This window comes from Bacillota bacterium, from assembly GCA_030705925.1.
In the GTDB taxonomy this organism is placed as follows: domain Bacteria; phylum Bacillota; class Clostridia; order Oscillospirales; family Feifaniaceae; genus JAUZPM01.
In genome coordinates, this window is record JAUZPM010000026.1 from 1 (window position 1) to 26,753 (window position 26,753).

The following is a 26,753-nucleotide window of genomic DNA, read 5'->3' on the forward strand; positions in this document are numbered from 1 at the left end:
GGCCTTAGCGAAAAATAACCGCCAGCTATGCTGGTGGAATTAATATCTTTAGATATAAGAAAACCTCCTTTTGTTAGAATGCAAGCAAAAGGAGGTTTTGTCATAAATACATACAAAGTTTAGCACCTTCAAAATGGAGATGCCGGTATTTGCACCCAAATATAGAAGGCAAGAGATATACCTAATGATAAAAATGAATATCGGAACAATACTGAGAAAATTGAGCGCTGGCAAGGCTATAAAAATGCAGCACTAATAAAATTTAAAAAGATATTGACTCTGCCGTTACGTCATAGTGTATAGTAATAGGAAGAAAGTAGAAATGGAGAAAAATATGATTATAAAAAATATTCGTTCAGACGAAATTTATAAGAAGATTGTAGCTGCACCGATAGATAAAAAAGATGATATTTACCGGTATGAGTTAATGAAACCTTTTGAATTTAAGTGGTCTTGCTATAACATTCCCTTAAAAGCACCACAAAAACAAGGATACGATGTGATTATGGCAAGTCGAATGTTGGGATTTTTGACCCCAACTAAAGTGGATGACACCATAAAAGAAAGCATTGAACTTCTTTCCTCAAATCAGTTTTGGAACGAGTGTCAAAAGTCCATTGAACAATCAATAAACTGCTTTTTGAATGCAGGTATTGAACTCCCGATTCAAAGTTATCTCTTTACAATATTACTTGCTGATCCCCAAAGCCCATACACCATTCTAAATGAAGGGTATTGTGGCGATGGTGGAATCCCTGGTTATATTTTTGGCTCGCTTACTCCAAACGACTACACTATGAAGCGTATGCCAGTTGCTCTTGCACACGAATGCAATCATAATATTCGTTTCCAATTTGAGAAATGGAGAAATGATATTTCGCTGGCTGGCATGATGGTGAATGAAGGGCTTGCAGAAAATTTTGCGGTGTCAATCTATGGTGAGGATATGGTTGGCCCTTGGGTAGCGAAAACAGACATGGAGACATTAAATGATTGTATAAAGCCTATCATTAAAGAGGGGCTTGAAGTAACCGGATTAGATAATTTAACAGCTTATCTCTACGGTGATGAAATGGCAAATATGCAGGGATATGTTCCTGTAGGATTACCATATTGTGCCGGGTATGCATGTGGCTATCATATGGTAAAACACTTTTTGGAAAAGACAGGTAAAACTATTATTGAAGCCACATTGATGCCAACAGAAGAAATTTTGAGAGAAGTTGAGGATTTTTGGGATGACTAAAGAAAATTTAATGACAGTAAACACAGTTGCTAAAATGACGGGAATAACTATTCGAACGCTTCATTATTATGATCAAATAGGTTTATTATCCCCTTCCAGCGTGTCAGAAGCTAAATATCGCTTATACTCCAATGCCGATTTGGACAGGCTACAGCAAATTTTGTTTTTCAAAGAGGTGGGTTTTAATCTTAAGGAAACTAAATCTATGATGACTGATCCTGTTTATAGTAAAGAAGAAGCCTTAAAAAAACACATCGATATTTTATTGTTAAAACGAAAGCGCATTAATGAGCTAATTGATCTGATTGACAGAGTGTTAAAGGGAGAAACTGAAATAAGTTTTGATGCGTTCAATGAGCACAAAATCATTGAATTGCAGAAGCGTTATCATCAAGAAGTTTTGGAACGATGGAAAAATACGTTAGCCTATCAGCAGTACAAAAATACAAGCACAAATTTGGATAAAGATAAAAATTATAATTTGATATTGCTAAACAATACTGCAAAAAAAATATTCACGAAGATTTATCAGCACATTGATGAATCCCCAAACAGCAAGGATATTCAAACCGTTATTCATGAATGGCGACTTTTTATTTCGCAGAATTACTATGATTGCTCGATTGAAATGCTGCGGTATTTAGGCTCTCTTTATATCTCGGATGAACGTTTTACAAAAACCATAAACGGCTATGGCGATGACCGATTAGCGCAATTCATTAATCAAGCCATTATGTTTTACTGCAAGAATAGCACAAGTAAGGAAAGTTGAATATGAAATAAGGGACTGTAAAGTAAGTGAAAGCCAGCGTCATCAGGCGTGGTCTTAACTATTCTAAAGTTCGCGCATAAGAATGAAACTTTTTTGATTTACATCCGTCAAATAAGTAGTAATAATTAAAAGGGGTGTCAAAATGAGTTTCAAATCAAAAATAATTTCAGTTTCAACTGCGGCGGTACTTACGCTGTCACTTACATGCCAGACGATGGCCGCCGGAACTCCGTTTACTGATCTTAATAACGTTTCATCAAAGGACAAAATCCTCGAGCTTCAAAAAGAGGGCTATGTGGGCGGAGTTGCAGACGGGATATTTGCCCCGCAGCAAACGCTGACGATGGCTGAGGGCATCAAGCTTATTGTAAATACGTTTGGACTCAATATCGATAATGTAAGATTTATAAAAGCCCCTAAAGCTACTGATTATTTTAAAAATGCGGATGACAATGCATGGTATGCTGATACACTTATTATTGCATCTGTGAACGATCTGGGGCTTCCACAGGATATTGATCCGAATGCGGAAATGACTCGTGAGGAATTCACCTATTATTTGATCCACGCTATGGAGAAATACGGTAATCTCCCTATGATAAATATCGTCCCGAAGGACATTGCAGACAATGACCAGATCACAGTAGAATACAGCGGAGCTATCCAACGCGCGCTTGTGTATAAAATCGTAAGCCTTACAGACGGGAAGTTTAATCCGAAAGCTGAAATCACCCGTGCCGACGCAGCAGAAATGGTTTATAACACACTTAGCTACCTTAAGGAACATCCTTCGCCGAATACATCGGAAAATTAATAAAAATAACAAAAAAGTCAGGAGAATTCTCCTGACTTTTTTACTGATAGGAATCTTTATCGATTTCTGATCTCATTCTAAAATAATCTTCTCGTGAAATTTCGCCCTTGGCATACCTTTCATTTAGGATATTGATCGAATGAACTCTCTGATTATCGTTATATCCAGCCGTTTTATATCTAGCGCCAGAATTCCTGATATAACGTGAAAGAGCAACTATGCCTAAAATTATCAGTACAAGAAGGCCGAGCATTAGTAAGATTCCCCAGCCGTATCCCATCATTCTGTAACCATAGCCGCCGCCGTAACCGCCGTAGCCACCAAAGCCGCCATATCTGCCGTACATCATCAACTTCACCTTCTTAGACAATAAAAAATTAATTTTTTGTTGCCTATTAATATTATTTCTGATTTTGAATTTTTTAAAGCCGTTATTATATGGCTCTTAATCTTAATGAAGGTGATTTTGTAATAAAAGTGTGCAGATTTTGACAGTTGACATAAAAAACAACTAATGGTAAAATATTACTGTTTTAAAACTAAAGGTAACGGGAGATAGTTTGAAGTTCCCTCATCGCATAGTTCAAAAATTCCTTGTGCGGACAAAAATCAGGTGATGAAAAATAAAAAGATTGGTATCTTTTACAGCCTGCACCGCATATACTCTTATATCCGCATTCTTTGCAGAGAGAAGACCATGCGGCGGAGTTACCTAAAAAAGACATTGCTTTTTGCGATGATTCGATTTCTGAAAACAATTCATCATTTACGTTGCCGCAGAGATATTTATCCATGCAGTAAAAGTCGCATGGGTAAATACCGCCGTTTGCCTCAGTCACGAACTGGAATGAGCAGCGGCCGTTCAGCCCGCATTGCTCGGCTCGATTTCCTTTTAGCAGCAGTATGAGGTTGTCAAAAAATCTTACGCTTACATACTTTCCATGTTTTATTGAATTGGCATAAAGTGTAAACGATTCCTTCAGAAAATCAGAGTAGAGCTGCGGAGTAAGGGAAAACTTGTCCGTACTCCCGTCAAACGGGGGCAGACATGGAATAAACTGAAGATATTTGAAGCCGTTCTTTTCATATTCGTTCCATATCGAACGGATGTGTCTTACGACTGTTTTCGTAACCACCGTGAGAATGTTGAAATCGACGCTTGTCTTATCAAGCAGTTTTGCCGCTGTTATTACTCTTGTGAAGGTTCCTTTGCCGTCAGCGTCCTTTCTTAAAAGGTCGTGGATAGCCTTATCTCCATCAAGCGACAGCCCAAGCAAAAATTGATTTTTTTTAAAAAAATCGCAAAAAGAACTGTCTAGCAAAAGCCCGTTAGTCTGTATCGAATACTTGATCTCACAGCCTGCCGGCAATTTTTCTGCCGCGTATTTGGTAAAATCCTCAAAAAAATCAAGACCAGCAAGGGTGGGCTCGCCGCCCTGAAATAGGAATGAAACTGCAAAGGGTTCAGGTTTGTATGAGAAGGCACGGTCAATAAGGTTATGGGCTGTTTCATGGCTCATAAGACCGTATGAAAAGTTCTTTCTAGTGCTGCTCGTGCTGTGATAAAAACAGTATGAGCAGCGCATGTTGCAGAGTGAAGAGGCTGGTTTTACAAGGACGGAGAATGCGTTCAAGGTGTTCTCTCCTTATATCGCTTTGCGTTTTGACGGTGTGAATTCGTTGAACTGGTGCCATTCTTCCGGCGCCATCGTGTTCGGGAGTATTTCAGGCATCTCTTCGCCGGCTTCGGCCATTTTTTCTTTTAAAATCTGTCTCAGTGAAGCTGTTATATTTTCGTATCCAGGCTTGCCAATCAGGTTGTTTTTCTGATAATAGTCATTTTCAAGATCATACAGCAGATAGTCATAATAAACGTCGGCATCCTTTTGAGTTCCGGCATCTCCTAATGCACGGACCGAGTATGTCCATTTATCTGTGCGGACAGCACGTCCGATATGATTTTCACTTATTTGGAGGAAAACAGCGTCAGGCCAGTTTTCGGCTTCCCCTTTTGCAAGCTTCAAAAGCGAATTACCCCTAAAGCCGTCCGGCTTTTCGATTTCGGCGCAGTCGAGCAGGGTCGGGATATCGATAAGGCTGGCAAGATCATTTATGACTTTTCCGCCCATGAAGCCGGGTCCGTATGCAATCATCGGCACGCGAATCGAACTTTCATGGCATGAGCGCTTATATTCGGGATTTCGAGTTTTAAAATGTGTCCCATGGTCAGAGGTGTAGATGAATATGGTATTTTCAAGATATCCATAAGTTTTAAGCGTATCCATAAGTTTTCCGACGTTGTTGTCAAGGGCGTTGCAGGCGCCGAGATAATCCGGGTAGTTTTCTTTCCAGTTGCCGCCTGTGCCGATAAGGTCGCCAGGAACCTCAAAATCCTTCCATTTTTCCTTGCTTCCGTCGGGGCCTTCATAAATTTTATGGTCGTTCTGGTGGTGCGGCTCGATATGCGATATAAATAGGAAAAATGGCCTGTTGCTGTTTTTGTCACGATTCCGTATGTAATCCAAGGCAAATTCCTGTATGCAGTCTGCGCGGAACCCGACAAAATCATGCTGTTTGTTTTCATTGTCGAAAACATGACCATTATATCCGTGCGATGTGAACTCCAGAACATCGGATGCCATCCAATATTTATAGCCTCCGCGGCGTTCTTCGGGGACAGGGCTGTCCTTGTAGTTATGTTCATTGTCGCTCGCAAGATGCCACTTTCCAACATATGCTGTATCGTAACCGGCATCATTGAAACACTCCGCAATAGTCCGCGTATCCTTCGGAAGCGGCATTGCGTTTACAAAACAATTCAGCTCAGCTGCATATTTCCCCGTTTGAAGACATGCGCGGGCAGGACCGCAAACCGGCTGGCATGTGAACGCAAAGTTGAATTTTGTTCCCTCTCTCGCAAGCCTGTCAAGGTTCGGCGTAACAGGCAGTTTCTGTCCGTAACAGCCAAGCGTATCGAAACGCTGCTGATCGCTGAACATGAACACGATATTAGGTCTTTTTGAAGACATTTTGCATCCCCCTTAAGAAATCAGTCATAATATACCTTTATTATATATTTAATCTGCGTGGTAGGCAATATCACAATTCAAATTCGAGGTGCATTATATTGAACAAGAAAAAAAGCAGGTATAGCTGTGAAATAAAAGTCAAATCGGATGAAGAAGTGCTTAAAACTGTTGACGAGGCAATGAAAAAAAAAGATAATAAATTGATTTTTAATAAATACACCGAGGGTAAAACGATTTTGATTCAAATATCAAAAAAGCTGTTTGCAAAAGATTCAGTCGACCCGGTTTTCTTCGGAAAGATTGAAAAAAAAGGTCAAAAGTGGCGCCTTTTCGGAAGTTTTCGCAACGGTGTCTATGCAAAGATGATGATTTTTGTTATATATTTATTTGCGTTTTTTTTGTTTTCTTATAGCTTTCTGACAACAGGACTTGAAAGCACGATTCCGTTTTTGGGGGTCATATGTTTTGCAGCAGTTCTGCAGCTTGGGGTGTTTGGGATCAATAAGCTGAAAAGAAGAAAGATAATTTCTTTTATTGAAAACAATCTTGCAAAGAACCGGCTCAAACCTGAAGAAGAACTAAACGAAATTTAATCAAAAACGCCTTAAGGTCAAATCTAACCTTAAGGCGTTTTATTAGTCTTTTATAAAGTGTTTTAAGCGGTCTTGTATTATGGTATTATAATTCAATACCTTGCGGTCGTATTCGCTGTCCATATACTTAGAGGTAAGCATGAAATCAGCCGTTGCCTGATTGTTTGCAATCGGAACGTCATATACTGCCGCAATGCGGAGCAATGCCTTTACGTCCGGGTCATGCGGCTGTGCCTCAAGAGGATCCCAGAAGAACACGATAAAATCGATGCGTCCTTCAACGATGCGTGCACCGATCTGCTGATCGCCGCCAAGAGGACCGCTGTTATAAGCAACTACAGGAAGATTGGTTTTTTCGGATATAATGCGGGCAGTCGTTCCTGTTCCGGAAAGAAAATGGCTTTTAAGTATGTCTTTGTTTGCATCGACCCACTCAACAAGCGCATCCTTTTTGTTATCATGCGCTATCAGCGCAATGTGTTTCTGACGGCCGATGGTAAAATGTATATATTTGTCTTCAATCATTTTTTCACTTTCTTTCAAAGAATAATCCATTCTTATATATTATAACAAAATAACACTTTTACAGCAATAGCGATATTTGCTAATGCTGTATAAAAATTTCATCTATTTAGTACTTACAGAAGCCTCGGGATATGCGGGATTTTTTTCTTTCGGCTGTCGCTTCCTATCGTAATATGCTGAAATATCAATCTTTTTAGACACGCTTGACATTGCCACGAATAAAATGAATTGGATATATTCCAGAGGAGATTAAAATGAGATGGCGGGAACGCCGTCGGAGTTCGGCATGCCGCCTGCCGTAAAAAGCGGCAACCGCGTTGTGCACTTCTTACGCGGCAGGGAGCTTATATGGCAACAATATATGTCAAAAAAGATTACAAGACTATTCAAGAGGCGATAGATGCCGCAAATCCCGGAGATAAAATCATCGTTGAAAACGGGGTTTACCGCGAAAGCCTTAATATAAACAAAAACGATCTCAAGTTGGTCGGTGGGGAAGATACCGTCTTATATGGAGACTTTGCGCTGCAATACGCTTTTTATATTAATAACGCAAATAAAATAGAGATACAAAACTTTAAAATTAAGAATTATGCACTATGGGCGTTCTATATCGAAAACAGCTCTAACGTACTTGTATACAGGTGTTCAATAAGCGATGTTTCATATGTGGGGGCAGAGTTTTATAACAGCAAAAACATCAAGTTCATTAAAAACCGTATGTCTGGTTTTTTGAATTACGGAGTTTACAGTTATGGGTCATGCGGCGGCAGTATAAATTACAATACCATTGAAAGCTGCGGTCAGTATGGCATATATATTACGGGGGATATGACAGAATTCTCGATCATCCGCAATAATGTTTCACGAAACAACAATGGCGGAATCATTTGCATGGGCGAAAAAAATATGATTTTTTATAATAAAGTTTTCAAAAACACCGGATCTGCCATTTCGGCTTATTCAAACTCTTCAGTGAAAGGAAATATACTAAGCGATAACACCGGAGACGGCGTTATTTCGAGCGGCAAAAACAGTGTGATTGCCGAAAATCTTATTTTGAATAATGCTCAGAATGGCATTTATATTTCCATTTATGGTATGGCGGGCACCAAAATAACGTCGAATCGTATACAGTGCAGCGGCGTGAACGGCATCTATATCGGAACAGGGAGCAATATCATCGAGGGCAATACAGTGATCGACAGCGGCAGATATGATATTTTAAGGCTGCATCCGAATAATGAGTTTAAAAATAATATTTTTAATACCAGCAATCCCGCAGAGCTGAACGTAAGAGGTGAGTAAAATTGGATGACGAGATATTGAAGGGTGATTTAATTGTCCAGAGAAATATGCTTGCATATATGGAATCAATTAATGCTGACGAGCAGGCGATAAAAAATAAAAAAGCGATAATATCAGATATACAAAAACGACTCGGTATGGTTGCCCATGATACTGAGCAAATCGAAAACACAGAGAAGGAAATCAAAATTGAAGTTATTCAAGAAATAAGCGATATTGCTGAGGATACCGCGAAAAACGGAGCAGGGGAAGAAATTATTGGAGATATGATCACAGCTTTAGTGGTCAGAGATAACAGAACTGCTATAATTTTATATGATAACCAAGAGAAAAGAGAAATTGCAGCCGAAGGTGATGATAATCCCATTGATGTAAGCTATGCGGCTGAAAGTGCTGAAGATAGCGGTTTGGTTTGTGAAAGCATGGACGAAGAAGTAAAACCCTTTAAAATTTTCAAAAAGAAAAAATATAAGAAAAAGCATAAAAAATAAAATGCCTGTCTTTTTCGACAGTCAGAGACCGCCTGAAATATCAGACGGTTTTTAATTTTAAAGGTAATAAGATATTTTTGTTTAATTTTAGTAAAAATTATTGTATATTAAATATATGCAATTTTTAGGGACGGAAAGTGATGAAATGAACGCAACAGATTTAATGAATCACGTAAGAATGAGGGCGAATAACGATTTGTCGGTGCGGCAAAAAATCTGTCATGCGCTTTTGCCTCTTGCGCTGGGGTTGATAACGGGCTTTTTAGCAAAGCTTGTTGAGGCAGTTCCGCATTTCGGGCTGTCAGGTGATTTGCTTAATTTGCTTAGCGGCATCAGTACTGATATCGGACCTTGGGTATTGCTCGCAGCGATTATTGCCGCTTTCAGCAGGACGCCGGAGGCAGCGGCTTTACATGTATTTGTCTTCTTTGCCGGCATGTTATTTACATATTATTTATACTCAACTCTTTTATTTCACTTTTTCCCAAGGTATTATTTTTTAAGATGGGGGATCATAGCTTTAGTATCACCCGTTCCCGCTTTTATCGTATGGTTCAGCCGGGGAAAAGGCTGGGTGGCATCGTTTTGCGCGGCGCTTCCTGTCGGGCTGCTTATTACTTTGGGTTACAGATTTCTTTATACACATTCTTTGGTGAAGGATTTAACGAGAGGATTCGATTTATTTTCAGCCGTTTTGCTGATTATATTGTTGCCGAGAAGTAATAGCCAGCGATTGCGAATGATACCGCTGGCTATTATCGTGTTTTTGATTATTGAAAAACTGAATATAATATCGCTTTTGTTTGGAGGGCTATAATTTTACTATTAGGGGGTATGAGATGAAGACATTTTCGGAATTTTTTAGTTCGAGCGTTTTCAAGATTTTCGGCTCAGCAGCGCTGATAATTCCACTTTATTTTGTGATTTTGGGGGCGAGAAGACCGGGCTTTTCAAACCAGACGCTTGCAACCCTGACCTGCGCCGCCGTGCTTCTTCTTTTTGGGGGGCTGCAGGTGCTGCAAAAAGGGTGGGCTGTTCCGCTTGCGCTTGCTGTTTCAGTCGTCGGCGACTACTTTTTAAGCACCCGCCACGGCATACCGAATACGTTTATAAAGGGAATAGCATGTTTTTTTGTTGCACATGCGCTCTTTACGACATTTTTTATTTTAAACGGCAGGCATGGTGTTATCCGCTGGGCGGCACTAGGCGTCGGGCTTGCAGGGGGGCTTATCTATTACTTTGTCCGGCTGTTGCCGCACATTTCGGCGGCGCCGATGAGGGTAGCAGTTTTGCTTTATCTCGTGATTTCATTCTGTTCGCTGGCGTTTGCGCTTGACCTAAATGCGCCCCTCATTCCACTTGCCATTATAGTGCTGGGAGTGATGACGCTTCTGTTCAGCGACACGCTGATCGCCGAACAAGTCTTTGCGGGAAGAGCCGGGAAACTGCCAATAATCCCTACATACCTGGCGTCCCACATGCTCATTACGGTGGGAACGCTGTTTTCATTTTATTTTAAAAAAATATAAGGATGGTTTTTTAATGTCGATTAAAAATATAATATTTGACATTGGTCGTGTGCTGCTTCATTTCGACAAGCCCGAATTCTTAAGAACTTTTGGCTTTGAAGGGGAAGAATTAGAAAAAGTAAATCGCGCTATATTTTTAAATCCCGCGTGGGACGATTATGACCGCGGTTTGTATGAAACGGACGAGCTTTTGCGGCAATATCTTTCAAAATGTGCGCCGTCACTTGAAAAAGAGATCCGAAAGGTGCTCTGCGACGGCTGGTTTTTTGATATGATGAGTCCGATAGACGAAACGGTGAAACTCTTCTGGGAATTAAAAAAGCGCTATTCCGTCTATCTTTTATCGAATTTTCCGAAAGAACCGTATGAACGGTGTGAAAAGGCGTTCGATTTTTTATCCGGCGCGGACGGGAAGGTCATATCATACGAGATCGGGCTGATCAAGCCGGATGAAGGGATATATCAGATCCTCATCGAAAAGTATGGCTTACGCCCCGAAGAATGCGTCTTTATGGACGATACGAAAGAAAATATTGAAACCGCAAGAAAGCTTGGATTTAACGGCTTTGTTTTCTCGAATGCGGACGACGCAAGAAAGCAGCTTGAAAATTATGGGATAATTCTTTAATTTTTGTTACAGGATCTAAAAGAACGTGATATAATATTACATATTACGTTTAAAGGAGTCAAAAATCGTGGCACTGCTCGAACTTAACTTTTATTCACAAAGCCTTTTTTCATTTACTTCAGTCAATGTTCTGCTGCCGGAGCTTTATTCATCTTCCGATTGCAAAGAACATGTTGATACCGGCGCAAAGCTTCAGACGCTTTACTTGCTGCACGGACTAAACGGCGACCATACCTCCTGGACACGAAGGTCATCTATAGAACGGTATGCCGGGGCATATCAGCTTGCGGTCGTTATGCCGGCGGTTTCGAACAGCTTTTACTCAGATATGGCTTATGGAAGCCCTTATTTCACATTTGTGACGGAAGAACTTCCACATGTGATGCGTTATTACTTTCCGCTTTCAGACAAGCGTGAGGACAACTTTGTTGCCGGCCTTTCGATGGGCGGTTACGGAGCGATGAAGTGGGCGCTTGCGAAGCCTGAAACCGTGGGTGCGGCGGCAAGCCTTTCCGGCGCGGTGGATATAGTTGGTCTTGTTAAAAGCTATCCGCAAGAATATGCGGCGCAGACAAAAATGATAATGGGAGATAGAGAGATTGAGGGAAGCTGTAACGATCTGTTCCACCTCGCGCATGAGGATGTAAAAAAAAGTGTGTCGCTTCCGAAGCTTATCGCATGCTGCGGCACTGAGGATTTCCTGCATGAGGGCAACCTTCATTTTAAGGATAAGCTTGAAAAACTGGGCATTCCGCTTGAATATTTTGAAGAGCCGGGCGTCCATGAGTGGGATTTCTGGGACAGGAACATACAGCGGATACTTTCTATGCTGCCGCTTAAAAAAAGGATATACAAGATTGAGCATTAGTTTAGATATTTTGTTAAAACAGGCACTCTGCTGTATTTCAGCCGCGAGCGCCTGCTTTTTTTGTAATCTCCTATATTGGGCACTTATCCTTTATGCCGCACAATTTTTCTGAAAGCTTCCAAAGAATTTCTCCTTGTTTCTGGTCACGGGAAACGGAGCTTGGCTTTTTTTCTTTCCCGTTTTGCCAATAAAGACCCGTTTTTCCGGCATACTCAGGCTTTGTTGCGACGTTGACCATATATTTTGCCGGTATCTCAGGTGGAGTGCCGGAGTGCTGGCGCAGTTTCCAGACAAACCGTTCAATGTCGGTCGTACCCTTAAGCCCAATATCTGTATCGGCTAGCCCAGGGTCAATAGCATATGTACAAACAGGTGTGTCCTTAAGTCTTCTTGCAAGCTCGGTTATAAAAAGGACATTGCAGAGCTTAGATTGCTTGTAAGCGGCAAGACAGCTGTAGTGCCGTCTCATCATTACGTCCTTCCAGCTGATGCGTGTGTGGTAATGCGAGCCGGAACTGACCACGAGCACTCTTGCGGCAGATGCGGAAAGAAGGCATGGCAACAGTTCGTGTGTCAGCAGGAACGGCGCAAGGTGGTTCACCGCAAACTGAAGCTCATAGCCATCCGGTGTTCCGACGAACCATGACGAAACTGTACCGGCGACGTTCATGAGGATATCGAGTTTTCCGCCATTTTCTGCAAGTAACGTTTTTATTTCAGACGCTATTCGGGTGACTTCCAAAATCGATGAAAGATCCCCTGTGATGTACCTGATATTTGTGTTGTTCGTTTCAGCTATTATGGCTTCTTTTGCGGCGCGGCAGCGATCCGGATCTCTGCCGACGCCGATAACGTTTATTCCCGCTTTTACGAGCATTTTTGCCGCTGATAATCCTATTCCTGCCGTAGCACCTGTTACGACTGCGGTTTTTGCATTATTCATATCAAGCTCCGTAAGCCGCGTTTTGACGCAGCTGCCGCTGCTTCCGGCGGGCGGCATACCAAAATTTGAATTAACCGGAGATTTCCGGCACGGGGTTTGCGGTAGGGTTGTTTTCCTGCGGTTTAAGGGTTCCGCATCGTTTTTGCAGAGCCTTTGACCACTGCCGCCTTACGAGCGCGGCCGAGAGCGTATCGGGGGCCAATGTTGACAGTATGCCCAGCAGTTTGTTCAAGACTCCGGGTATTACAAGCGCTTTGCCGCGAAGCGCCTGTTTCAATGTGTATTCGGCGACATCACCGGTGTTCATTGTTGTCAGTATGCCTGCAATGCCCTGTGCGTTAATGCACTCTACACATGCTTTTGTTGTGGGCATGCCGCTGGGACACAGAGCCGTAACGGTGACGTTGTAAGGTTTAAGCTCTTCTCTGATGCCCAGAGAAAGATGGACAAGAAAACGCTTAGTGGCGGAGTAAAGCGCTTTATAGGGCATCGGCTGATAAGCGGCAAGGCTTGCGACGTTTATTATGGTGAACCGTCTGTTTTCCTGGCGGAAGCATAATACGCGGTTTATATTTTCCGCCGCGCTCAGCATATTGACCTGCATCGTATTCCTGAGCGATTTGAGACTGCGATAGGCAAACTCGCCTTCGATATCAGTTCCCGCAACATTTATAAGTCCTGTGAATTTTATTTCTGATGCTTCGATCTGGGCATACAGTGAATCCCGCCCGTTCTCGCTTGCAAGATTGCATATGAACGTCCTGACTTTTATGCCGTATTCATGCTTGATTCCGCTAGACAAAGCGGCTAAAGCTTTGTCGGATACGTCGGTCAAAAAGAGATTGAAGCCCCTTCTTGCACATGATGCACAAAAAGCCTTTCCTAGTCCGCCGGCGGCGCCGGTTATCAAATACCAATCTTCCATAACAAGCTCCATTATCCGTGAAACTTACGGATGCCGCCGTTTCGGCCGGCGGCGAGCCAAAACTGATGCGTTTTGTATGATTTCAGGCACAGTATAGCACGATGTTATCAGAATGTCAATCGTATGATTAAATCAATTGATTAAAATAATTGATTGACATAATTTTACCTGTATGTTATCATTAGGGCAAGGAGTGATGTTCTGAGTGAGCGGCACCGAAGAAAAAATCATACAGGCTGCGATAGACTGTATCGAACAATATGGGGTCAAGGATACCACGATAAGACGGATTGGGGAAATGGCCGGCGTGAACAGCGCCGCTGTCAGTTATTATTTCAGAAGCAAAGATGCGCTGATAGACCGGGCGCTGAACGAAACTCTTGAAAACGCTTTTGGGTGGAAAGATTTTGAGTATACTGAAGCGATGCCATTAAAGCAGCAGCTTTATGAAATATTCAGCTTTTTTTCAATAAATACAATGAGGTTTCCAAAGTTAACGCAGGCTCATTTTTACGAGATCATTGCAAACGGAAATTATGATACGAAACCTACTGAAAAGATAAACGCCTTTCTTGAAAAGATTGCGGGTGAGGTAAAAAGAAAAAAGCCTGAAATGGATGATATGAAGATAAAACTTTCGCTGATGCAGCTCACCGCCGCGACGCTGCTGTTTTTTTCGACCTTTGCAGATATTTTCGATGGTTTTTCCGGCCTGGATATGGATGACGCCATCGAGCGAAAACGGTATGTGATGCATTTGATAGATAGCCTGTTTTAAAATAAATCGGATGTTGATTAATATCAGCACCCGATTTTTGTTTTTATTGACTTATTGTGTTTATGTAAGTATAATTTTTTTGAATTACCGGCTTTATCTTTATACTGTATTATGGAGATGACTTAAATGGAAAGACATATCAAAATCGCTGTATCTACCGCACTTCAGGACGCAGGAGAGGCGACTCGTTCGCTTGAAATTGCTAAGGGTATACGTGAAAGAGCGCCAAAAGGATATACGCCTGAAATATGTTTTTTTTCTCATGGCAGCAAGTTCGAAAAAAATGTAACAGAGAGCGGTTTTGAGATCGAGGGTGTATCGCCGGTATTAGATGGTGTAGGTTTTATTAATGACCTTAAACCGAGTAAGGGAAACTTTGTCGGCAGTGAAAGTCTTGCGGTGGAAATGCTGAAAGGCGAGATTGAAACGCTTGAAAAAGTTCGCCCGGACATTATCCTTCATGGCTTCTGGCCGTTTGCCGGAATTGCAAGGAGAATGGTAAGCCCGGTGATTCCTTCTATTTGTTTCCTGCCGATTCCACTCACGCCGTCGTTATATAATTCATACTTAATGAAAGATGTTCCCGATCAGCTCGTACCGCTTACATACCTGCCTGAAAAGCTGAGACGTAGGCTCATTAAAGCAGCGCCTCCCTCACTTTCGTCAAAGGCTCCTATATTAAAGCAGACCAACCTGCTGAATGCCGCAAAGTTGTGCGGCTGGGAGGATAATACGCTGAATAATCTTTTTGATATGTTGAGGTCAGACTTTACCGTTATTAACGATCTTCCTGAGTTTTATGACGGCGTGCCAATGCCTCTGGGATTTATCCTTACGGGGCCGCTTTATGCGCCGCCGGAGCAGGGGGATGTTGATCCTGAAATTCTCAAGGTATTCGAAAAAACAGAGGATGGACAGGTTAATATTTTCTGCTCTATGGGCAGCTCTGGCAGAAAAGAGATGCTGATTGAGGCTGTTAAGGCAATAGCTGATCTGCCTGACAGGTTCCATGCGCTTATTCTTGCACCGAAAGCTGTATGTGATATTAAAACTATAGAGTCTTTGGTGAGCGGAAAAGATAATATTAATATTACCGATAGATTCGTGCCTGCAAAAACGGTGAATGCTATGGCTGATATAGCCGTGATCCATGGCGGTCAGGGAACGGTTCAGACTGCTTTAGTTTCGGGAACTCCAGTTGTTGGCGTTGCTATGCAGCCGGAGCAGCAAATCAATTTAGATCATATCGTACTTAGCGGCGCGGGAATAAGGATACCGGCTCCCCGCTGGAATAAGAAAAATATTACAAAATCGGTAAAAAAGATTGCTTACGATGATTCATATAAAAAAAGCGCCAAAAGAATTGGCGGCTTGATGGAGGCGGTTGACGGGAAGATACAGACTGCAGATGCGGTCTGGAACTTTCTTGTTTCACGGATACAGAGAGGTTTACATGCTAGAAAGTAAAAAAGAATTGATATTGAAAGTTTCTGAGGAAGAATTCAAAAAAAACGGATATAAAAAAACGTCGATAGTGAGTATTGCGAAAAAAGCAGGAATCTCTACTGTGACGCTGTATTCATATTACCAGAATAAAAAGACGCTTTTTGAGGCTGTAAGTCTGCCGAACCTTAAAGAATATAGCCCTGATGATGAGCAGAACATGCGCAAGATCATAATGACAGCACTAAAATTGTTTTCTGAAAAAGGTTATTCAGCCGTAACGATAAGCGATGTCGCCAATACATGCGGTTTCAGCAAAGTAGTTATAAATAAATTCTTCAAAACAAAATCAGAACTTTTTGCCGCTATTTTCAATACAGACATTTTTTATCAGCAACAGCTTGATTCCCATGATAAAACGCTAAAGCTTAGCGATTTTTTAAGAAGGTCCGGACTCGGCTTTTTAAAATTATTCGACAATCCCTACAGAGTAAATATTATAAGAATCGCAATTGATGCAAAAACACCCTTGAACGATGCGGGAAAGATAATGTATCAAAGCACTATTCACAAGGTTACTGAAGGACTAGCGGAACAGCTTAAGGTTTTAGGGGACAGCGGCAAAATCAAAACGACAGATTATTATATTGCCGCGCGGTCGTTTTTAGGCATTTTGTATTCGTTTATTATCACGGACAGACTGCTTGACCCGACAGCTGAACAGATAGATGCAGATAAAATACTAGATTTTGCAGTTAATATTTTTGAAAAAGGTTTGAAATAAATTCACAGAATCTTTATTTTTACTGATGAAGCATATTCGGAGGGCGTCATTCCCGTCACCTTTTTAAAATGTCGTGAAAAATAATGGATCGATGAATATCCGAGTTTTTCGGCAATTTCAGTAAAATTGAGAAGATCCTCACGGATCATATTCTTTGCCTTTTCTATCTTAAGATTTTTGTAATACTCCATCACGCCCATATCGAACGTCTCTTTGAACAGAGATTTAAGATTGGTGCTTCCAAGCCCGGAAAACCGGCATATATCTTCAAAAGTCAGTTTGCCAGAAATATTGATGTCCATATAACCGATTATTTTTTTGACCATATCGTTGTTGAACCGCTGCCTTGTTATAAGAGAAAGACGGCTTTCTCTTTGTATGCCGGTTCCTTTTCTAAGCAATGATATAAATAAATATTCTAAAGATATTTTCACTAGTTGTTCACAGCCGACTAGTGAATTATTTTTTCTTTTTAAAACGGTTTTACCGTCCTGCTTTATATAAGAAGGAAACGCTTCTTTTGCCTCGGAAATGATTTCACCTAAAAGATCCTTTTCCCTTTCGTCTATCTGCATGATTTTGTTTTCAAAAAATTTCATTGCTTTAGACTTGCATTCGAAAGAGACAATAATAAGATTAGGTGCTACTATGCCGTTTGCCCAGACACTGTGGAATTCATTGGGCTTGTGGAAAATTATATCTCCCTGCCTGAGCTTGAAACCGTGAGTGTCAGCCATTACTTCAACCTCACCCTTATCGACATAAAGGCATTCCCAAAAATTATGCTTTTCTCCCTCAAAGACATAATTTTTTGCGAACTCGAAGTAATGATATGTTACAAGCTTTGATATAACGATATCTTCTTTTAGGGCCCTTTTTAAATATTCCATACAAAGCTCCTATTTCATCACCGATGATATGATAATATAATATACCAAATGTGTGTTGGAATAAACACTTATACCAAAAGTGCAAAAAAAATGTCTGCTTTTCTAAATAAAAAATCTGAAATCTGCTGTATGATTATTTCAAACAGGAGGTGACAGTGTGAAAAAGGGAATAAATATTTGGTCTTTCCCCAAAAGTTTAGGTGTAATCGATTGCATAAAGCTTGCAAAAAAAGCTGGCTTTGACGGGATCGAGCTTGCGCTTGCGGAAAAAGGAGAGCTTAGCCTTGAAAGTGCTGAAAGTGAGATCTTGAGTTTTAGAAAAGAGGCAGAGAGGGTCGGCATAGAGATAACAAGCGTTGCGACGGGGCTTTATTGGTCATATCCGCTAACGAGCGGAATTAAAGAAGTGCGTCAGACGGCAATGTGTATTGTGAGAAAACAGCTAGATATTGTGGCACTGCTTGGAGTGGACACGATTTTAGTGGTTCCCGGCGCGGTCGGAGTCGACTTTAAGCCTGGAAGCGAAGTCGTCGATTATGATATTGCGTATGACAGGGCTTTAGAAGCGCTTAAAGAGCTTGCCGCCTATGCTGAAATGAAGAAAGTCAGTATCGGAATTGAAAACGTTTGGAACAAGTTTTTGCTGTCCCCGCTTGAGATGAGAGAGTTTATTGATAAAATCGGTTCAGACTATTTGGGCGCCTACCTTGACGTTGGAAACACAATTTATACCGGTTACCCGGAACATTGGGTAAAGATATTGGGAAGCCGCATCAAAAAAGTACATTTGAAGGATTATCGCAGAAAAGTTGGAAGCACTGCAGGTTTTGTGGATCTGCTGTCGGGAGATGTGGATTTTCCGGATGTAATCGAACAGCTTAAGGAAATCGGCTATTCAGATTATTTGATTGCCGAAATGACGCCGTATAAAAACTATGCGGATCAAATCATTTATAACACCTCGGCTTCAATGGATAGAATTCTAGAAAGAATATAAGGAGAGAGAGCAATGTTGAAAGTTGGGCTTATTGGGCTTGGATGTATGGGAAGGACGCATCTGAAAAATTACATAAGACTTATGAACGAGGGCTTCCCCCTTCAGCTGACTGCAATATGCGATGTCGATGAGGACAAGTTCAATAATATTTTTATCAAGGGAAACATAAACAACGGTTCAGAGAAATTCGATTTCAGCAAGTATAATCTCTATACTAAAATTGATGAAATGCTGGATAAAGAGGATTTTGACTATATCGATATTTGCCTGCCGACCTACCTGCACGCTGAAATAACGATCAAAGCGCTGAATATGGGCATACACGTTTTCTGCGAAAAGCCAATGGCACTTACCTCGAAAGACTGTGAGAGGATGATCGAGGCGGCAGAGAAGAACGACAGAAAGCTGATGATCGGTCAGTGCCTGAGATTTTTCCCGCAGTATGAATATTTAAAAGAGTGCGTCGACACCAAAAAGTATGGCGAAGTGACCTGCGGCTATTTTTACAGAGGCGGCGGCACGCCGAAATGGTCGTTTGAAAACTGGCTCTTGAAAAAAGAGAAGAGCGGCGGGTGCCTTATCGACCAGCATATCCACGACGTCGACACTATCCACTGGCTGTTCGGAAAGCCGGTCAGAGTTTCAACAAGCGCAAAAAACGTGATTCCGGGCAGCGGATACGACGTTGTTTCCACCAATTACATGTTTGAAGACGGAAAGGTCATCAATGCTCAGGACGACTGGACCTTAAACGGCAAAGTCGGTTTTAAGATGCTTTTCAGAGTGAATTTTGAAAAAGCCAGCCTGACGCTTGAAAACGGCGCTGTGACAGTCTATCCTAACGGTGAAGATTCCTTTGCCCCTGAGCTCTGTCCCGAGTCCGGCTATTATAGAGAGATATGCTATTTCGCAAATTCCATCATCAATAACAGCAAGATTATTGTCGTTGCGCCCGAAAGCGCAATGAATACCTTAAAGATCGCCGAGGCGGAAATCGAGTCCGCAGATAAAAATAGCGAGCCTGTAAAAGTAAAATAAAATTGCCTGTTTCATACCTTTCAAAAAAACCTTCTGCTGCAATGTGACCGCGGCAGGAGGTTTTTATTATTTATAGCTAAAATACGGACGACCTCTTTTTTTTATTCATAAAACGGGACAACCATCAATAAAATGTAACAAAGATGAGGAGTGAGAAAAGTGAAAAGACAAAGATATGGAAAACTTGAAGGCGTCATGTCTGTTATGCCGGATAAGGTCGTTTCTGCGTTTGAGCAGATGGACTCAAGAGTCTATGACAACGTGCATGAGATCCGCCTCAGAGCGGGAAACCCTGTCGCAGTGACTGTCGTGAATACAAACTATTATCTTCAGGAAAGCGGTGAGCCCTCACTTCACGCGGAGGGGTGCCTTTCTCTGACACAGGAAGAGCTTGAGGAAGTGTTCATGAAGATATGCGATTACTCTCTATACACCTTTGAAAGCGACATCGCAAACGGGTTTGTCACCATGAAAAGCGGAAATAGGGTGGGTATTGCCGGAACGGCCGTTCTTGAAAACGGGACAAGGGTCGTGAGCTTTAAGAACGTGAGCGGGCTGAGCATTCGCATTTCCCGTGAGGTCAAAGGTTGTGCGAACGAGTTTTTAAAAGAGATAATGCCGGATGACGATCTACGCTTTGTTATGGGTGCGCTTATCATCTCGCCGCCTAAATACGGAAAGACTACGGTGCTGCGCGATCTCGCAAGGCAGCTTTCACTCAAGGGAAAACGTGTGACTGTCGTTGACGAGAGAAGCGAGATCGCCGCCATGTACGATGGCGTTCCGCAAAACGATATAGGTCCGATGTGCGATGTGCTGGCGGGGATACCAAAAGAGCAGGGCATACTTTACGCGGTGCGGAATCTATCGCCGGAGGTCATACTCTGTGACGAGCTTGGCGGCATGGGCGAGATCGAGGGCGTTATTTATGCCCTGAACGCAGGGGTGCCCGTCGTTGCGACGGCGCACAGCGGCAGTATCGATGAACTTAAAGCAAGACCCCAGATGCAGCGACTTCTCTCTTCCGGAGCAGTCAAAAAGGTGCTTGTGATGAACAGCAAGAGCGGCATCGGAAAGATTGCCGACGTCGTAAAAGTAACTGATCAGTAAATTTGGCGTGCCGCCCGCCACAAGAGACGGCAGCCGCATAACGCTTGCGGCGCTTGGAGTATGCCATGATAAAAGCTGCAGGAATAGTATTTGTCATTCTTTCATCAAGCGGACTTGGATTTTTATACAGTTTTTCTGTGAAAAAGCGGATCGCAGTGCTTGAGGCGATGCAACGCTTCATCGGCGACGTCAGCGAAGAGATAAGACTGAGCCGTGACACTACATATGCCATTCTATATCGGCTGCTAAGCCACGGATACAGCGAGCTTTCGTTTTTAAAGCCGGCGATAAAACACCGCAAAACATATCTGCAGGATCTGATGTTCATGTGTTCTGCCGAGAGCACCGCCCTAAACGAAAAAGACAAAAAGCTGTTTGCTGAATTTTTTTCAAAGCTTGGCAGAACCGACCTTAGAGGGCAGATAAGCCACTGTGAAGAATTCCGTGCAAGAATCAGGAACACACTGCATGAGGAAAAAGACGCAACAATAAAAAAAGCGGTCATGATACGCTCGCTCGGAGCACTCTGCGGCGTATTTATCGCAATCTTTTTGATATAAGAGGATAGAAAATGGATGTAAATCTGATTTTTAAAATTGCCGCTATCGGCATCATAGTTTCGGTGCTCAATCAAGTGCTTATAAAGTCGGGGCGTGAGGAACAGGCGATGATGACAACGCTTGTAGGACTTATCGTCGTTCTTTTAATGGTCATAAAAGAGGTCAAATATCTCTTTGATATAGTGAAATCAACGTTCGGGTTATAGAATATGGGAATCTACACGATAGCGGGCTTTGTAATCGCGGCGGTCTTCCTGTCGCTTGCGGTCAAGAGCTACCGCCCTGAGTATTCGGTGTTCATCGGGCTGATCGTCACCGTTTTGATAGTCGTTTCTGTTTTGCCGGATATAAGCCGTCTGTTTAATTTTATAAGCGATACGATGGCGAGAAGCGGAACGGCGGCTCAGTGGATGCAGCCGATGCTCAAGGGGCTTGGCATTGGCATTGTGACCGAGATCGCCGCAGACACCTGCCGTGACGCAGGCGAAAACTCGATGGCGTCAAGGGTTGAGCTTGCCGGCAAGGTTGCGATAATGATCGTGGCACTGCCCCTTGCCGAAGGGGTGCTGTCCCTTGTGTCACAGCTTGTGAACGGGTGAAAAAATGAATAAGAAATGTATATTCGTGCTGGCGGTGATAGCTCTGTTTCTAGTTTTCTGCGGCTCGGCGGCGGCAGAGACCCAGAGCCTTGAGAAGGGGCTGAACTTTGACAGCATCTATAAAAATGTGCCTCAGAACGCTAAACAGCAAGTGGAAAAAGAAAATCTGAATACGCCGAAGGGACTTTTATCATATCTTTCGCCGTCGGGCATTTTAGATATGCTGACGGGAAACGCAATATCGTCATTTAAAAAGGCGATGGGGGATTTTGCCCTCATAATGACAATCCTTCTTATAATATTTGTGGTTTCCACATTCAAGGACTGGCTGTCATCATCGGCTGTGCTGCCGGCGTTCAATCTAATGTCGGTGCTGACTGTTACGCTTGCGGTATTCGGACTTTTGCAGAAGGCTTACAGCAACGCGTTCAGATCGGTGTCAGAGCTTGCGATATTTCAGACTTCGACTATCGCCGTTATCGGCGGCGCGATGGCGGCGGGCGGCGCGGGCGTTTCGGCATCTGTGCTTCCGGCTGGTGTGCTTATGGTGATAAATCTTGTGGTAAGGCTGAATACAACAGTTTTCTTACCCATAATTAATTTCTATTTTGCTCTTACGCTTGCCGAAAGCCTGTACGGCAGGGCGGATATCAGCGGTATAACCAAATTCGTGAAAAGCCTCGTCACATGGGGGCTTGGCTTCGCAACCACTGTGTTGATCGGCGTCCTAAATGTGCAGAAAAGCCTCACTGGAGCTGCGGATACAGCGGCAAATGACGCGGCGAAGTTTGCGGTTGGAAGTTTTCTGCCTGTTGTAGGCGGCGTGATAAAAGACGCTGTTTCAACAGTGGCAGGTTCTATCGGCGTGATAAAAACGACTGCAGGAACCTTCGGCATAGTGATCGTCTTACTGACGCTTTTGCCGCCGCTTATCAACTGCGCCGTCTATTCGCTGATGTTCAAGCTGTGCACCGGGTTGTCCGCTTTTGCCGGTGAGGCTAAGGTGACGGGACTGCTCAAAAATATAAGCGGCGCGTGGGACATTCTGCTTGCTATCCTCGTGTGTGAGGGAGTGTTTTCTGTTGTATCGCTGTCAATTTTGATAAATTCGGGTGTGATAGTACGATGAGTGCGCTTAAAGACTGGGTTTTCGTAATATGCTGCGTTTCCATAATCGGGGCGTTTGCCGAAATGATTGTGCCAGGCGGCAAGACCGAGCGGACAGTTAAATTTCTTATTTCTCTTTTCGTGCTGCTTGGAGTTCTATCGCCGCTGAAAGGCTTGACTCACGATTTTCGGTTTAACGGAAAGATCGAAACCAATGCCGCTATGAACACAGATTCAGCTCAAGATGCCGCAAAGTCAGCGCTTGAAGAGAGCATAAGGGCAAAACTTTCGGATTATATCAAAAATAAAACAGGACAGGACGTTAAAGTTTTAAAAATTTATACATTAAAAGACGAGCAGGGTAATATGAATGTTATAAGGGTTGATGTGGCAGGAGTTATACCTAAAGAGGTACAAGCGCTTATTTATGAGCAGCTTGGCTCCAATGTAAAAATAATAAAGGGGTAAAAGCAATGGACGGCAAAATGTCATTTTTAAACTTAAATCTCAAGGCGTTCAAGGACAAAAAAACCGCAATCATTGTTGCTGTCGGTCTTTTGGGTATGGTTTTGATCCTGTGTTCGGAAATGTTTCAGAGAAACAGCTCGTCCGCACCTGCCGCGCATGAGGACAGCGAAAACGCCTATGTTGATACGCTGGAGAGGCGGATAACAAAGCTTTTATCGGGGATAGACGGCGTTGGAAAGTGCGACGTGATGGTAACGCTTGACACGGGGACACAATATGTCTATGCGACAGAAGAGAAAAGCACTGTCAGCACCTCTGCTGACCTAAGCGGTTCTCAGCGCACAGACAACCAAAACAATTCAGAGGACAACTATATAATAGTGCGCGGGTCTGACGGATCGGAACAGCCCGTATTGCTAAACAAGATACTGCCGAAGGTCAAGGGCGTGGCGGTGATTTGCGAGGGGGGAGATAAGGCATATGTTCAGCAGCAGGTCACGGAGATGGTGAGCACTGTGCTCGACGTTTCCAGCAACAACGTGTGTGTTATAAAGAAAAATTAATACAGGAGGATTTGACTATGTTTTTCAAAAAGAAACAAGCGGTAGTTCTCGCAATGGTGGTCGTGGTTTGTATGGCGGTGTATCTGAATTGGCAGTTCAACCGCAACGAAGGTGAAATGGTTGACACATCGCTGCTCGAGCAAACATCAAAGGACAACGGCAAGGTGCTGGGCGAGGCTAAACTTGTTGAAAACGGCAGTGCCGCCGCGACGCCTGTTGAGGCTAATGCTTCCGACAAAAAATCAGATTCCAAGACCGATACAAAGACTGATGGCAAAACTGATGGCAAAACTGATGGCAAGACCGATGCAAAGACCGATGCTAAAACCGACAGTAATACCAAGACGGATACCAAAGCTAAGACTGATGGCAAGAGTGGTGTAACATCATCAAGTTCATCAAATTCTGATTATTTCACAGAGGCAAAGCTCAATCGCCAGAAAACACGCGACGAGTCTATCGAAACACTTAAAAATATTGCCGACAATAAGAGCTATGACGAGGATTCGCGCCGCAAAGCTGCTTCCGACATAGGAAAGATCGCAGCCCAGACGGAAAAAGAGGGCAATATTGAAAACCTTATCATGGGCAAAGGCTTTAAAGACGCTTTAGCCGTTATGAACGACGACAGCATCACTGTTATGGTAAAGACTACTGGTCTGCTTCAAAACGAAGTTGCCCAGATCAAGGAGATAATTGTTGCTGAAACTGGACTAAAAGCGGATAAAATTAAAATAGTAGAAATAAATTGATTTTTTTTACCGATTGAGGTATGATATAGGAGGAAACAAATATTCGGAGGAAAGCATAATGGAAAAGAATATTTCGGGTATCGGTGAACTTAAAATATCAGAAGATGTTATTGCAAAAATAGTTAGTGTGGCAGTTTCAGAAATAGATGGCGTATCAGGACTTGCAACTAAAGGCATAATCACTTCAAAGAAAAATGTTGCAAAAGGGATAAAAGTTGAGGAGAAAGACGGTGAGCTCAGCATCGATGTTGCGGTCATGCTGAATTACGGCGTGAAAATACACGAATTAGGGGCAAGAATCCAGGATGATGTTTCAAGAGCGGTCGAAACAATGACCGGCATCACGCCAACCTCAGTAAACGTTTATGTTCAGGGCGTCAGCTTTGAAGGCGTTGCTAAATAAAATTATAAAATGGGTGTGACTTAACGCCCTAATAAAAATAGGGGTTTGCCCGCAAGGATACATTGTATTTTTGCGGGCAAACGTGTGTTAGCGAAAGGATACCAAAATGGGAGAGAAAGTTTCTGCCTGTGAGAATAAAGAATCTTTAACGGAAACGATTGCGGTTATTGCTGTAACAGCAGCAGTTTTCATAGCTTTTAATAAATACAGATCGACAGTCGCCGCCTTGCCCGCAATATATATGCTTATCAAAAAGGGGATAAAACATCAGTCGTGGAAAGAGTTAGGCTTTGATTTTAAAAAAATGCCTACCGATATCAGGAAAAACGTGTTCTTGATCCTGCTTGTAGGGGTAGTTATACCGTCTCTGACTTTCCTATTTGCGGAAAAGGTTGTGCCGGGCTTCACCGAACATGTAAAATCGAGACTTCCGATGGATTTAAACGGTATCCTTCCGGCTGTTATCACAGCCTTTGTGGGAACGTTCGTTGAAGAGATCATTTTCCGCGGATTTATACAAAGACGGCTTGAAATGTACATAAAACCTGTTTTAGCAATCACTGCCGCATCTTTATTATTTTCTTTTATGCACTTTTCAAGCGGGAGCTTTATAATTGTTGCTCTCGATATTGTCGGGATTTTTGTAGACGGCATCATTTACGGAGTAATATTCACCCGCACAAAAAACATCTTTGCTTCATGGACGGGCCATCTTTTAAGCGACCTTGTCGGGATCGCTCTGCTAATATTTTAATCTGCACATATAATATTAAATGTAAATCTTGTAAATAAAAGTGTAGTATAGTATACTAATTGCCATTAAAGTAATTATTATGGGGTGCAATTTAGTGAAAAGACGAGAATCGAGAGAAACCGCGTTCCGCCTGCTGTTTGCGCTGGAATTTAATGCGGACGACAATGCTGAAAATGTAATCGAGACCGCTGTCAATGAACTCAGCGGAATCGAGGAATTCGAAAACCCTGACTTTACGGTAGATGATTACGCTTTGGCGCTTTTAAACGGAACAGTTGAACACAAAGCGGAACTTGACGAAATGATTTCTAAATGCCTGGTAAACTGGCGAATAGAACGCATACCGATCACTGCGAAAGAAATCATGCGGCTAGCGCTGTATGAGATCAAATATCAGCAGGTCAAACCTGCAATTGTAATAAGCGAAGCTATCGAGATCATAAAAAGATATGAAGATAACAGTGTGGTATCATTTATCAATGGCGCACTTGGAAATGCGGTAAAACTCATTGGTAAGGAAGAAGAAAAATGACACCTGCTGAGATTCCAAGCGTTTCACAGCTCAATAGTTATATAAAGCTGAAGATAGACGGCGACCAAAAGCTGTCATCGGTTTTTGTAAAAGGGGAGATCTCTAATTTTACAAACCATTACAGAACCGGACACTTTTATTTCAGCCTGAAAGATGAAAAAAGTCTTATCCGTGCTGTGATGTTTTCATTCAATGCCGGAAAAATCAAATTCGCGCCTGAAAACGGGATGAAAGTCATTGCCCACGGCAGGGTGGCTGTCTTTGAAAGGGACGGGCAGTATCAGCTCTATGTTGATGAGATGCA

General features: G+C 42.6%; 34 protein-coding genes. 27 read left to right on the top strand and 7 right to left on the bottom strand.

The annotated features are described in order from the left end of the window. Positions 1 to 334 precede the first annotated feature (334 nt). From Q8865_05515 to Q8865_05525, 3 genes are all read left to right on the top strand, one after another. Complete coding sequence (locus Q8865_05515; protein MDP4152887.1) at positions 335 to 1,246, top strand: DUF2268 domain-containing protein; 912 nt, start codon at positions 335 to 337, stop codon at positions 1,244 to 1,246. Beyond that, positions 1,239 to 2,018 carry a MerR family transcriptional regulator gene (locus Q8865_05520; GenBank protein MDP4152888.1) on the top strand — a complete coding sequence of 260 codons (780 nt, stop codon included), beginning with the start codon at positions 1,239 to 1,241 and terminating at the stop codon, positions 2,016 to 2,018. The genes Q8865_05515 and Q8865_05520 overlap by 8 nt, the downstream gene beginning before the upstream one ends. Before the next feature lie 142 nt (positions 2,019 to 2,160). Further along, positions 2,161 to 2,832: an S-layer homology domain-containing protein gene (locus tag Q8865_05525; protein ID MDP4152889.1), complete on the top strand. Its 672-nt coding sequence runs from the start codon at positions 2,161 to 2,163 to the stop codon at positions 2,830 to 2,832. A gap of 40 nt (positions 2,833 to 2,872) precedes the next feature. On the opposite strand, the gene Q8865_05530 is transcribed toward Q8865_05525, so the two are convergent. From Q8865_05530 to Q8865_05540, 3 genes are all read right to left on the bottom strand, one after another. Further along, a complete protein-coding gene (locus tag Q8865_05530) occupies positions 2,873 to 3,190 on the bottom strand; it encodes an SHOCT domain-containing protein (protein ID MDP4152890.1) in 318 nt (105 codons plus the stop codon). 181 nt (positions 3,191 to 3,371) lie between these two features. After that, positions 3,372 to 4,466: an SPASM domain-containing protein gene (locus tag Q8865_05535; protein ID MDP4152891.1), complete on the bottom strand. Its 1,095-nt coding sequence runs from the start codon at positions 4,464 to 4,466 to the stop codon at positions 3,372 to 3,374. 12 nt (positions 4,467 to 4,478) lie between these two features. Further along, positions 4,479 to 5,861 (bottom strand): sulfatase-like hydrolase/transferase, encoded by a 1,383-nt coding sequence (locus Q8865_05540; GenBank protein ID MDP4152892.1) that lies wholly within the window; start codon positions 5,859 to 5,861, stop codon positions 4,479 to 4,481. A gap of 98 nt (positions 5,862 to 5,959) precedes the next feature. Here Q8865_05540 and Q8865_05545 point away from each other — a divergent pair, with 98 nt between their 5' ends. After that, positions 5,960 to 6,454, top strand: coding sequence for a hypothetical protein (locus Q8865_05545; GenBank protein MDP4152893.1), 495 nt, complete (start codon positions 5,960 to 5,962; stop codon positions 6,452 to 6,454). A gap of 42 nt (positions 6,455 to 6,496) precedes the next feature. Here Q8865_05545 and Q8865_05550 read toward each other — a convergent pair whose 3' ends face one another. After that, positions 6,497 to 6,979 carry a methylglyoxal synthase gene (locus Q8865_05550; GenBank protein ID MDP4152894.1) on the bottom strand — a complete coding sequence of 161 codons (483 nt, stop codon included), beginning with the start codon at positions 6,977 to 6,979 and terminating at the stop codon, positions 6,497 to 6,499. A gap of 348 nt (positions 6,980 to 7,327) precedes the next feature. On the opposite strand from Q8865_05550, the gene Q8865_05555 reads away from it, so the two are divergent. The 6 genes from Q8865_05555 (at position 7,328) to Q8865_05580 (ending at position 11,803) form a co-directional block, all read left to right on the top strand. Next, positions 7,328 to 8,287, top strand: a complete 960-nt coding sequence (locus tag Q8865_05555) for a right-handed parallel beta-helix repeat-containing protein (protein MDP4152895.1) — start codon at positions 7,328 to 7,330, stop codon at positions 8,285 to 8,287. 2 nt (positions 8,288 to 8,289) lie between these two features. Further along, positions 8,290 to 8,778, top strand: coding sequence for a hypothetical protein (locus tag Q8865_05560; GenBank protein ID MDP4152896.1), 489 nt, complete (start codon positions 8,290 to 8,292; stop codon positions 8,776 to 8,778). Positions 8,779 to 8,893: 115 nt separating this feature from the next. Then, positions 8,894 to 9,595 (top strand): DUF6518 family protein, encoded by a 702-nt coding sequence (locus tag Q8865_05565; protein MDP4152897.1) that lies wholly within the window; start codon positions 8,894 to 8,896, stop codon positions 9,593 to 9,595. 22 nt (positions 9,596 to 9,617) lie between these two features. Next, entirely contained in the window at positions 9,618 to 10,307 is a 690-nt protein-coding gene (locus tag Q8865_05570; GenBank protein MDP4152898.1) for a lysoplasmalogenase family protein, read from the top strand. 13 nt (positions 10,308 to 10,320) lie between these two features. Then, complete coding sequence (locus tag Q8865_05575) at positions 10,321 to 10,935, top strand: HAD family phosphatase (GenBank protein ID MDP4152899.1); 615 nt, start codon at positions 10,321 to 10,323, stop codon at positions 10,933 to 10,935. Positions 10,936 to 11,002: 67 nt separating this feature from the next. Further along, the gene (locus tag Q8865_05580) at positions 11,003 to 11,803 is read left to right on the top strand and encodes an alpha/beta hydrolase family protein (protein ID MDP4152900.1); all 801 of its coding nucleotides are present in this window, start codon (positions 11,003 to 11,005) and stop codon (positions 11,801 to 11,803) included. 70 nt (positions 11,804 to 11,873) lie between these two features. On the opposite strand, the gene Q8865_05585 is transcribed toward Q8865_05580, so the two are convergent. Both Q8865_05585 and Q8865_05590 read right to left on the bottom strand, forming a co-directional pair. Continuing rightward, positions 11,874 to 12,746 (bottom strand): SDR family oxidoreductase, encoded by an 873-nt coding sequence (locus Q8865_05585; protein ID MDP4152901.1) that lies wholly within the window; start codon positions 12,744 to 12,746, stop codon positions 11,874 to 11,876. A gap of 70 nt (positions 12,747 to 12,816) precedes the next feature. Continuing rightward, positions 12,817 to 13,671 carry an SDR family NAD(P)-dependent oxidoreductase gene (locus Q8865_05590; protein ID MDP4152902.1) on the bottom strand — a complete coding sequence of 285 codons (855 nt, stop codon included), beginning with the start codon at positions 13,669 to 13,671 and terminating at the stop codon, positions 12,817 to 12,819. 205 nt (positions 13,672 to 13,876) lie between these two features. On the opposite strand from Q8865_05590, the gene Q8865_05595 reads away from it, so the two are divergent. The 3 genes from Q8865_05595 (at position 13,877) to Q8865_05605 (ending at position 16,676) form a co-directional block, all read left to right on the top strand. Continuing rightward, a complete protein-coding gene (locus Q8865_05595; protein MDP4152903.1) occupies positions 13,877 to 14,449 on the top strand; it encodes a TetR/AcrR family transcriptional regulator in 573 nt (190 codons plus the stop codon). Between the two features lie 126 nt (positions 14,450 to 14,575). Then, complete coding sequence (locus tag Q8865_05600; GenBank protein MDP4152904.1) at positions 14,576 to 15,916, top strand: glycosyltransferase; 1,341 nt, start codon at positions 14,576 to 14,578, stop codon at positions 15,914 to 15,916. Beyond that, on the top strand, positions 15,903 to 16,676 hold the full coding sequence (locus Q8865_05605) for a TetR/AcrR family transcriptional regulator (GenBank protein ID MDP4152905.1): 774 nt from the start codon (positions 15,903 to 15,905) through the stop codon (positions 16,674 to 16,676). The genes Q8865_05600 and Q8865_05605 overlap by 14 nt, the downstream gene beginning before the upstream one ends. 2 nt (positions 16,677 to 16,678) lie before the next feature. Here Q8865_05605 and Q8865_05610 read toward each other — a convergent pair whose 3' ends face one another. Next, positions 16,679 to 17,566 (bottom strand): AraC family transcriptional regulator, encoded by an 888-nt coding sequence (locus tag Q8865_05610; protein ID MDP4152906.1) that lies wholly within the window; start codon positions 17,564 to 17,566, stop codon positions 16,679 to 16,681. Positions 17,567 to 17,723: 157 nt separating this feature from the next. On the opposite strand from Q8865_05610, the gene Q8865_05615 reads away from it, so the two are divergent. The 14 genes from Q8865_05615 to Q8865_05680 all read left to right on the top strand — a co-directional run. Further along, positions 17,724 to 18,563: a sugar phosphate isomerase/epimerase family protein gene (locus Q8865_05615; protein MDP4152907.1), complete on the top strand. Its 840-nt coding sequence runs from the start codon at positions 17,724 to 17,726 to the stop codon at positions 18,561 to 18,563. 12 nt (positions 18,564 to 18,575) lie between these two features. Next, positions 18,576 to 19,601, top strand: coding sequence for a Gfo/Idh/MocA family oxidoreductase (locus Q8865_05620; GenBank protein MDP4152908.1), 1,026 nt, complete (start codon positions 18,576 to 18,578; stop codon positions 19,599 to 19,601). A 159-nt stretch (positions 19,602 to 19,760) separates the two neighbouring features. Further along, positions 19,761 to 20,711 carry a stage III sporulation protein AA gene (locus Q8865_05625; protein MDP4152909.1) on the top strand — a complete coding sequence of 317 codons (951 nt, stop codon included), beginning with the start codon at positions 19,761 to 19,763 and terminating at the stop codon, positions 20,709 to 20,711. Positions 20,712 to 20,776: 65 nt separating this feature from the next. Further along, positions 20,777 to 21,271, top strand: a complete 495-nt coding sequence (locus Q8865_05630; protein ID MDP4152910.1) for a stage III sporulation protein AB — start codon at positions 20,777 to 20,779, stop codon at positions 21,269 to 21,271. A gap of 11 nt (positions 21,272 to 21,282) precedes the next feature. Beyond that, positions 21,283 to 21,477: a stage III sporulation protein AC gene (gene spoIIIAC / locus Q8865_05635; protein MDP4152911.1), complete on the top strand. Its 195-nt coding sequence runs from the start codon at positions 21,283 to 21,285 to the stop codon at positions 21,475 to 21,477. A gap of 3 nt (positions 21,478 to 21,480) precedes the next feature. Beyond that, the gene (locus Q8865_05640) at positions 21,481 to 21,870 is read left to right on the top strand and encodes a SpoIIIAC/SpoIIIAD family protein (protein ID MDP4152912.1); all 390 of its coding nucleotides are present in this window, start codon (positions 21,481 to 21,483) and stop codon (positions 21,868 to 21,870) included. 4 nt (positions 21,871 to 21,874) lie between these two features. Then, positions 21,875 to 22,999, top strand: a complete 1,125-nt coding sequence (locus tag Q8865_05645) for a hypothetical protein (protein ID MDP4152913.1) — start codon at positions 21,875 to 21,877, stop codon at positions 22,997 to 22,999. Further along, the gene (locus Q8865_05650; GenBank protein ID MDP4152914.1) at positions 22,996 to 23,445 is read left to right on the top strand and encodes a stage III sporulation protein AF; all 450 of its coding nucleotides are present in this window, start codon (positions 22,996 to 22,998) and stop codon (positions 23,443 to 23,445) included. Before Q8865_05645 ends, Q8865_05650 begins: the two co-directional genes overlap by 4 nt. Positions 23,446 to 23,450: 5 nt before the next feature. Continuing rightward, the gene (locus tag Q8865_05655) at positions 23,451 to 24,008 is read left to right on the top strand and encodes a hypothetical protein (GenBank protein MDP4152915.1); all 558 of its coding nucleotides are present in this window, start codon (positions 23,451 to 23,453) and stop codon (positions 24,006 to 24,008) included. A gap of 17 nt (positions 24,009 to 24,025) precedes the next feature. Then, the gene (locus tag Q8865_05660) at positions 24,026 to 24,760 is read left to right on the top strand and encodes a SpoIIIAH-like family protein (GenBank protein MDP4152916.1); all 735 of its coding nucleotides are present in this window, start codon (positions 24,026 to 24,028) and stop codon (positions 24,758 to 24,760) included. A gap of 58 nt (positions 24,761 to 24,818) precedes the next feature. Beyond that, complete coding sequence (locus Q8865_05665; protein MDP4152917.1) at positions 24,819 to 25,163, top strand: Asp23/Gls24 family envelope stress response protein; 345 nt, start codon at positions 24,819 to 24,821, stop codon at positions 25,161 to 25,163. Between the two features lie 106 nt (positions 25,164 to 25,269). Continuing rightward, positions 25,270 to 25,917 (top strand): type II CAAX endopeptidase family protein, encoded by a 648-nt coding sequence (locus Q8865_05670; protein ID MDP4152918.1) that lies wholly within the window; start codon positions 25,270 to 25,272, stop codon positions 25,915 to 25,917. A gap of 94 nt (positions 25,918 to 26,011) precedes the next feature. Then, positions 26,012 to 26,449, top strand: coding sequence for a transcription antitermination factor NusB (nusB, locus tag Q8865_05675; protein ID MDP4152919.1), 438 nt, complete (start codon positions 26,012 to 26,014; stop codon positions 26,447 to 26,449). Beyond that, a partial coding sequence (locus Q8865_05680; GenBank protein ID MDP4152920.1) for an exodeoxyribonuclease VII large subunit occupies positions 26,446 to 26,753 on the top strand: 308 nt, incomplete at its 3' end. The genes nusB and Q8865_05680, both read left to right, overlap by 4 nt.